Annotated in this window: 4 protein-coding genes; all 4 read right to left on the bottom strand. The window is 69.9% G+C overall.

All coding sequences use genetic code 11. The annotated features are described in order from the left end of the window. A partial coding sequence (locus tag Q0863_RS15920; protein ID WP_298580701.1) for an Hpt domain-containing protein occupies nucleotides 1-3,749 on the bottom strand: 3,749 nt, incomplete at its 3' end. A gap of 79 nt (nucleotides 3,750-3,828) precedes the next feature. Next, entirely contained in the window at nucleotides 3,829-5,850 is a 2,022-nt protein-coding gene (locus Q0863_RS15915) for a methyl-accepting chemotaxis protein (RefSeq protein ID WP_298580698.1), read from the bottom strand. Nucleotides 5,851-5,893: 43 nt separating this feature from the next. Then, complete coding sequence (locus tag Q0863_RS15910; protein WP_298580695.1) at nucleotides 5,894-6,433, bottom strand: chemotaxis protein CheW; 540 nt, start codon at nucleotides 6,431-6,433, stop codon at nucleotides 5,894-5,896. After that, nucleotides 6,430-6,801 (bottom strand): response regulator, encoded by a 372-nt coding sequence (locus Q0863_RS15905; protein ID WP_298580693.1) that lies wholly within the window; start codon nucleotides 6,799-6,801, stop codon nucleotides 6,430-6,432. Before Q0863_RS15905 ends, Q0863_RS15910 begins: the two co-directional genes overlap by 4 nt. Nucleotides 6,802-6,812 lie beyond the last annotated feature (11 nt).

Here is a 6,812-nt window from a genome sequence, read left to right as displayed (position 1 = left end):
AGGCGCTCTGCTTCGAGGCGCTCTGCTTCGAGGCGCTCTGCTTCGAGGCGCTCTGCTTCGAGGCGCTCTGCTTCGAGGCGCTCTGCTTCGAGGCGCTCTGCTTCGAGGCGCTCGGCTTCGAGGCGCTCGGCTTCGAGGCGCTCGGCTTCGAGGCGTTCGGCTTCGAGGCGCTCGGCTTCGAGGCGTTCGGCTTCGTCATCTCCTTCAGGAGCAGCCGATCCGAGGTCTTCTGCTTCGAGGCCTGGTTGAGGGCCGGCTGCTTCAAGACGCTCGGCCTCGACACGCTCGGCTTCGAGACGTTCGGCTTCGAGACGTTCGGCTTCGAGGCGCTTGGCTTCGAGGCGCTCGGCTTCGAGGCGCTCGGCTTCGAGGCGCTTGGCTTCGAGGCGCTCGGCTTCGAGACGTTCGGCTTCGAGGCGCTCGGCTTCGAGACGCTCGGCTTCGAGACGCTCCGCTTCGAGACGTTCCGCTTCGAGACGTTCCGCTTCGAGACGTTCCGCTTCGAGACGTTCCGCTTCGAGACGTTCCGCTTCGAGGCGTTCCGCTTCGAGGCGTTCGGCTTCGAGTCGCTCCGCTTCGAGGCGTTCGGCTTCGAGTCGCTCCGCTTCGAGTCGCTCCGCTTCGAGTCGCTCCGCTTCGAGGCGTTCGGCTTCGAGGCGTTCGGCTTCGAGGCGCTCGGCTTCGAGGCGTTCGGCTTCGAGACGTTCGGCTTCGACGCGTTCGACTCCGAGGCGTTCGGCTTCGAGACGCTCGGCCTCGAGGCGTTCGTTGTCGCCGGACCCGGGCTCCGAAGCTGCCGGCCCGGACAACTCCGGCCCGATCTGAAGACCGCTCTGGATAAAGGCGCCGTAGGCGCTCAGGTCTTCGGTGGTCAGCGAGGGCACGTCGGCGTCGGCAGCCTCCTCCATGCCCTGCGCGTCGACCAGCGCGGCCAGGCCGCTCGCGGCCTCGGGCAGGCTGTCGCGCAGCGCGACCAGGCGCGCGGCCAGCGCATCCTGCGGAACCAGCGCAGGCGACGGCCCCTTCAGGATCTCGACCGTCGAGCGCACCGTCGCGGACAGCTCGGCGATCGCGTCGATCCCGTCTGGTACCGCCACCGCATGCGAGGCGAGCAGGCGCCGCGCGTAGTGTTCGGCCGGTCCCAGCACGCTGTTGACGACCGGTACCTCGGTCATCGCGAACGCACCGTTCATGGTGTGCAGGGCGCGCAGCAAGGCGTCGCTGCCAAGGGTCTCGCCGGCGCGCGCCTGCGCGACCCAGGCGTCGACCGTCTGCAGGTGGCCCTGCACTTCCACGTCGAGGATTTCCAGCAGCAGCGCATCGATGCTGGCAGGCACGGGCGCGGGTGCCGGCTCGGCCGGCGGCGCAACCGTTTCCTGGGCGGGCGGCGCCGCGACAGGATCTTCCACCTGCGCCGGCGCGGCGGCGGCGACCGCCTCGGGCGGCATGGCCTCGTCGCCGGCGGCAATCCGGTCGGCGGCGTCCTGCAGCGGCTGCAGGTCGGTGGTCAGGCTGCGCTCGCGACGCAAAGCAGCCTGCAGCTCGGGCAAGGTGTAGAACGCGCGGTCGACCATCGCGATCACCGCCGCGCTGGGCGGACGCGAGCGGTCGAGCACGCGGTTGAGCATGTTCTCGACCTTCCAGCTGAACTCGCCCAGCGCGCGCGCACCGACCAGCCGTCCACTGCCCTTGAGGGTATGGAACACGCGCCGGATCGGGCGCAGCCTTTCCATGTCCTCGGGCGCGGCGCGCCACAGCGGCAGCAGCCCGTCGAGGTTGTCGATCTCCTCGGCGAATTCCTCGAGGAAGACCTCGCGGATCTCCTCGTCGATTTCCTCGCCGACGGTCTCGAAGCCGCCGACGATCGGCGCCTCCGGCTCGGCGGGCGTGGTCCCGATTGCGGCGGACACGTCCGCTGGCAGGTCCGCAGGCGCAGTCACGGGCGGCGCTTCAGGCTGCGCAACCGGCTCGGCGGGGGTCGCGGCTTCGACCCGGGACACCGGCTCCACGGGTTCGACGGCGGCCGGCACGTCCACGACGGACTTCACCGGCTCGGGCAGCGGCCAGTAGCCCAGCGCCTCGAGGCTGCCGCGGGCGATGTCGAGGATCTCGTCGCGGTTGCCGCGCTGCTCGCGCAGCGCCTCGAGGTAGTACTCCAGGCTCGCGAGCGCGTCCGCCAGCGTGTCCAGCTGGCGGCCGTTGGGCACGCGCTGGCGCGCGATCAGTTCGTGTTCGGTATAGCGGCTGACGGCGACCAGGTAGTCCGCCGGCAACGTCAGTTCCATCATCCGCAGCGCGCCGGCCACCTCGTCGAGCAGGCGCGGCACGTCGGTCAGCTGCTCGTGCTGCCAGCTGGTCTCGACGAAGGCGACCAGCGCCTGCCGGGCCTGCACGAAGTTGGCGATGGCCTCGCGCACGATGGTGTCGACCACCTGTTGCGCCTCGCCGGCGAACAGTTCGCTGCCCGCGCCGGTGTCGACCGCTTCGGCGGCGCCCAGTCGCGCCACCTGATGGTCGAGCGATGCATCGACATAGAGCAGCGCACCGGCCACGTCCAGCAGTGCATCCTCGTTCGCGGCGACGGCGCCGTCGAGGATCGCCTGCATCGTGTCGCGCTGCTGTTGCACCACCTTGCGCGCGGCGCCCAGGCCGAGCATGCCGAGCGTGTCGGCCACGCGGCCGAGCGTCTCGGCGTGCGGCTGCAACGCGCCAAGGTCGTCCGACCCGGTGCGCAGGTGCAGGTCGAGCGCGTCCTTGACGTGCAGCAGGTCGTCCTTCACCTCGGCCGAGACCGTATCGAGCAGCGCGCGGTTGCGTCCGCTGATGCTGCCCTGGGCGTGTTCGAGCTCGGACTGGGTCGGCAGTGCCGCCTCCAGTTCGAAGAGCTGGCGCAGCTCGCGCAGCGCGGGATGGCTGTCGTCGGGATGGTGGGCGACGTGGTAGAGCAGCTGGCGCGTCGGCTCCTGGGCCGCCTCGCCATCGGCTTCCGCATAGCCGTTGTTGTCGAGCAGCGCGCGGCGCGTCTCGCGCTCCACGCCGGCGAACACCTTGCGCAGCGCGGACGAGACCGGCAGCGCACCATCGGCCAGTGCGCGCGCGACGCTGGACGCCACCCACAGCATGCGCTGCACGGGCACCTGCCGCACATGGCCCAGCAGCGCATCGAGCGCCGGCGCCAGCGTCGACAGCTCCGCTGCCCCGGTGTGCTCCTGCCACTTCCCGATCTCGCGCTGCAGCGCCTCGAGCCGGGCCGGCATGTCGTCGTTGGACGCCGTCCGGTCGGCGGCGATGGCGCCTGGCAGCGGACGTTCCAGGTCCGGCGAGAACAGCACGCTTTCGCTGAGCAGGCTCTCATCGCGCGCGGCGCGCAGTTCGTTGAGCAGCGGCAGCAGCACGATCGGGATATCGCGGTGGCCGCCCTGCAGGCGCTCGAGGTAGTCGGGCAGCAGCACGATGCCGCGGAGCAGCGCCGCGCAGGCGCTGTCGCGCTCGCCGACGGTGCCGGCGTGCAGCGCCATTGCGACCTGTTCCATCTCCTCGGCCACCATCGCCGGGGCGTACAGCTCGACCATGCGCAGCGTGCCCTGCACCTGGTGCAGGTAGCCGGCGCACAGCCGCATCCGGCCGACGTCGGCCGGATCGTCGACGTAGTCCTCCAGCTCGGCCTTGGCCAGGCGCAGCGTTTCGTCGAGCTCGGGCTTGATCCAGCCCAGCGCGGTGTGGTCGAGGGCTTCGCGCAGCGCAGTCATCGCTTTCCCTCGCGCTTGCCGGCGTGCATCGGCCTGCGACCGGTCGTCGTCGCGTTCATCCCGTGTCCTGGCTCCGTGCTCAGGCCGGCAGCTTGAAGTCGGCGACCGAGCGGCGCAGGTTGGCGGCCAGCTGCGCGAGGTTGCCGATCGACTGCGCCGTCTGGTTCGCGCCCTGCGAGGTCTGCGCGGTGATCGACTGGATCGTGTTCATGGTCTCGGTGATGTTGCTCGCCGCCGCCGACTGCTGTCTGGCGGCGGTGGAGATCCCGAGAATCAGGCTGGCGAGGTTGCTCGACACGTTTTCGATCTCGCCCAGCGCGGTACCCGCGTCCTCGGCCAGTCGCGCACCGGCGACCACTTCGGAGGTCGTCTGCTCCATGGAGCTGACCGCCTCGTTGGTATCGCTCTGGATGGTCTGCACCAGCGTTTCGATGCGCTTGGTCGCGTTGGACGCGCGTTCGGCCAGTCGCTGCACTTCGTCGGCCACCACCGCGAAGCCGCGGCCCGCCTCGCCCGCGGACGCCGCCTGGATGGCCGCGTTCAGCGCCAGGATGTTGGTCTGCTCGGAGATGTCGTTGATCAGCTCCACGATCGAGCCGATCTCCTGCGAGCTTTCGCCCAGGCGCTTGATGCGCTTGGAGGTTTCCTGGATCTGGTCGCGGATCGAGTCCATGCCGGCGATCGTCTCGCGCACCACGCCCGCGCCCTTGGTCGCGATCTGCACCGAGCGTTGCGCCACGTCGGCCGACTCGGCCGAGTTCTTCGAGACCTGGTCGATGCTCGAGGCGATTTCGGTGATGCGGTTGGAGGCGGAGTTGATCTCCTGCGCCTGGTGCTCGGCGGCCTCGGCCAGGTGCATGGCGGTGGCCTGCGTCTCCTGCGCACTCGATGCGACCTGCGCGGAAGTGTCGTTGATCGTACCGACCAGGTCGCGAAGGTTCTCGACCGCGAAGTTGATCGAGTCGGCGATGGCGCCGGTCATGTCCTCGGTAACCGTGGCCTTGACCGTCAGGTCGTTCTCCGCGAGCGCGCCGATTTCGTCCAGCAGGCGCATGATCGCCTCCTGGTTGCGGTTGTTGAGCTCCATCGTGTCTTCGTAGCGCTTGCGCTGCGCGCGGTTCAGCGACCACAGCAGGCCGCCCAGCGAGAGGATCGCGAGCAGGCCGGAGATGATGCTGATCCAGACGTTGCCGAGCACGCTCTTGTCGTTGAGCGAGCCGAACGCGGTGAAGGCCGAGAACAGGTCCTGCGCGTCCGACAGCAGCTTGTCGGAGCCGCTGGTCAGCGCGGCCGACGCGGCCTGCGCCTGGAACAGCGCCGGAGCGTTGGCGATGATCGCGTCCAGGTCCTGCTTCATCGCGGCCCAGCGCTCGGACGCCTGGGTCAGCGCGGAGACGGCGCCGCTGTTGCTCAGCGGCTGCACGTTCATCGCCTGGTCGCCCGCACGCAGGCCTTCGAGCACCTGCTCGAACACGCCCACGTCGCGCGCCAGCGCGTCGCCGGCGATCGAGGCGCCGCTGCCGCCTGCCTGGATTTCCGCCACCCGGCGCGCCATGTTGCCGGCCAGCACGTTCTGGCGCAGCGCGATGTAGACCTGCGAGGCGGGCGAGCCGCTTGAGGACATCGCGCGCACCAGCTCGTCGAGCTGCGCCTGCAGCTGCGGGACCGCCTGGCTGAAGTTGTTGGCGTTCGCGGCGAAACCGCTGACGGCCTGTTCGCTGGCGGCGACCTGTTCGGCGCTGGCGGCCAGCGGTGTCCAGGTGGCGGTCACCGTCTGGATCGGACCGGCCACGCCCGTGGTCGTGCCGAAGTTCGAGTTCAGCTGCTCGACGTCGCGGTCGATCTGCGCCTTGGTGTCCTTGAACGCCGCGAACGAGCCGGTGTCGCCCGCCACCGCTTCCCGGCCCTGGTTGGCCAGCCGCTGCGAGTTCACCTGCAGGCTCGAGGCCGCCGTGCTCGCGCCGCCCAGCCGCGCCGCCTTCCAGCCCGCGTAGCCGGTGTTGGCGCCGAAGATCACCAGCGTGGTGACCAGCGCCGCGATCCAGAAGTTGCTTCCCAGCCCGCGCCCCTTGCCGGCGACCGTATCGACTACTGTGCTCATGGTCCCTACCCCTGCCCCTGCTCTGTCTTGCTGGACGCGACCCTCAGGCCGCGGCTTGTCTGAACTCCGGCGTGCGCGCCAGCCTGGCCAGGCTGAACACACCCCACTCCTGGTCCGCGTTGCGGTAGGCGCGCTCGATGAAATGCACGTAGCGCCCCTGCGCGACCGGCTCGGTATCGATCCGCTGCTCGTCGTGGAAGCCGCGCTGGCCGTACAGCTCGTCGATCGTCACCGCGACGTTGCCGTCGGGCTGGCGCACGATCAGCACCCGCTGCGATTCGTGCAGCACGGTGCGCTCGCCCTCGAGGAACTGGCGCAGGTCGACGATGGGCAGCAGGTTGCCGCGCACGTTGCCCACGCCCAGCATCCACGGCTGCGCCCCCGGCACCGGCGTGATCTGCGGCAGCGGCAGGATCTCCACCACCTCGTCGAAGCCCGACGCGAGCCTGCGCTCGCCGACCCGGTAGCCCACGCCGCGCCACAGGCCCGGTGCGTCGAACTGCTCCGGCAGGCCCGCGACGTGCGCAAGACTGCGCTGCTCGTAGTCGAGCAGCATCGCGAACGGGTCGCGATGCTGGTTCATCCCGCCGCCCCCAGCAGCCGGTTGACCTCGTTGACCAGCACGTCTTCCTTCACCGGCTTGACCAGGTAGCCCTTGGCGCCCTGGCGCATGCCCCAGGCCTGGTCGGTTTCCATGCCCTTGGTGCTCACGATCAGCACCGGGATCTCCTTGGTGCCGCCATCGCGGCCGAGCGCGCGCGTGGCCTGGAAGCCGTTCATGCCCGGCAGCACCACGTCCATCAGGACCAGGTCGGGCATTTCGCGCTTGCAGGCCTCGATGCCGTCCTCGGCGCTGGACGCGGCCAGCACCTGGTGGCCGTTGCGTTCAAGCAGCTGGGTCAGCACCGCCGTATCGGTCGGCGAGTCTTCAATCAACAGGATTCGAGCCACGGCGGTTCCCC

This window comes from uncultured Luteimonas sp., from assembly GCF_947492465.1.
GTDB lineage: Bacteria > Pseudomonadota > Gammaproteobacteria > Xanthomonadales > Xanthomonadaceae > Luteimonas.
The sequence above is the reverse complement of the archived record's forward strand: the minus strand, read 5'-3'. Positions and strand labels throughout refer to the sequence as shown.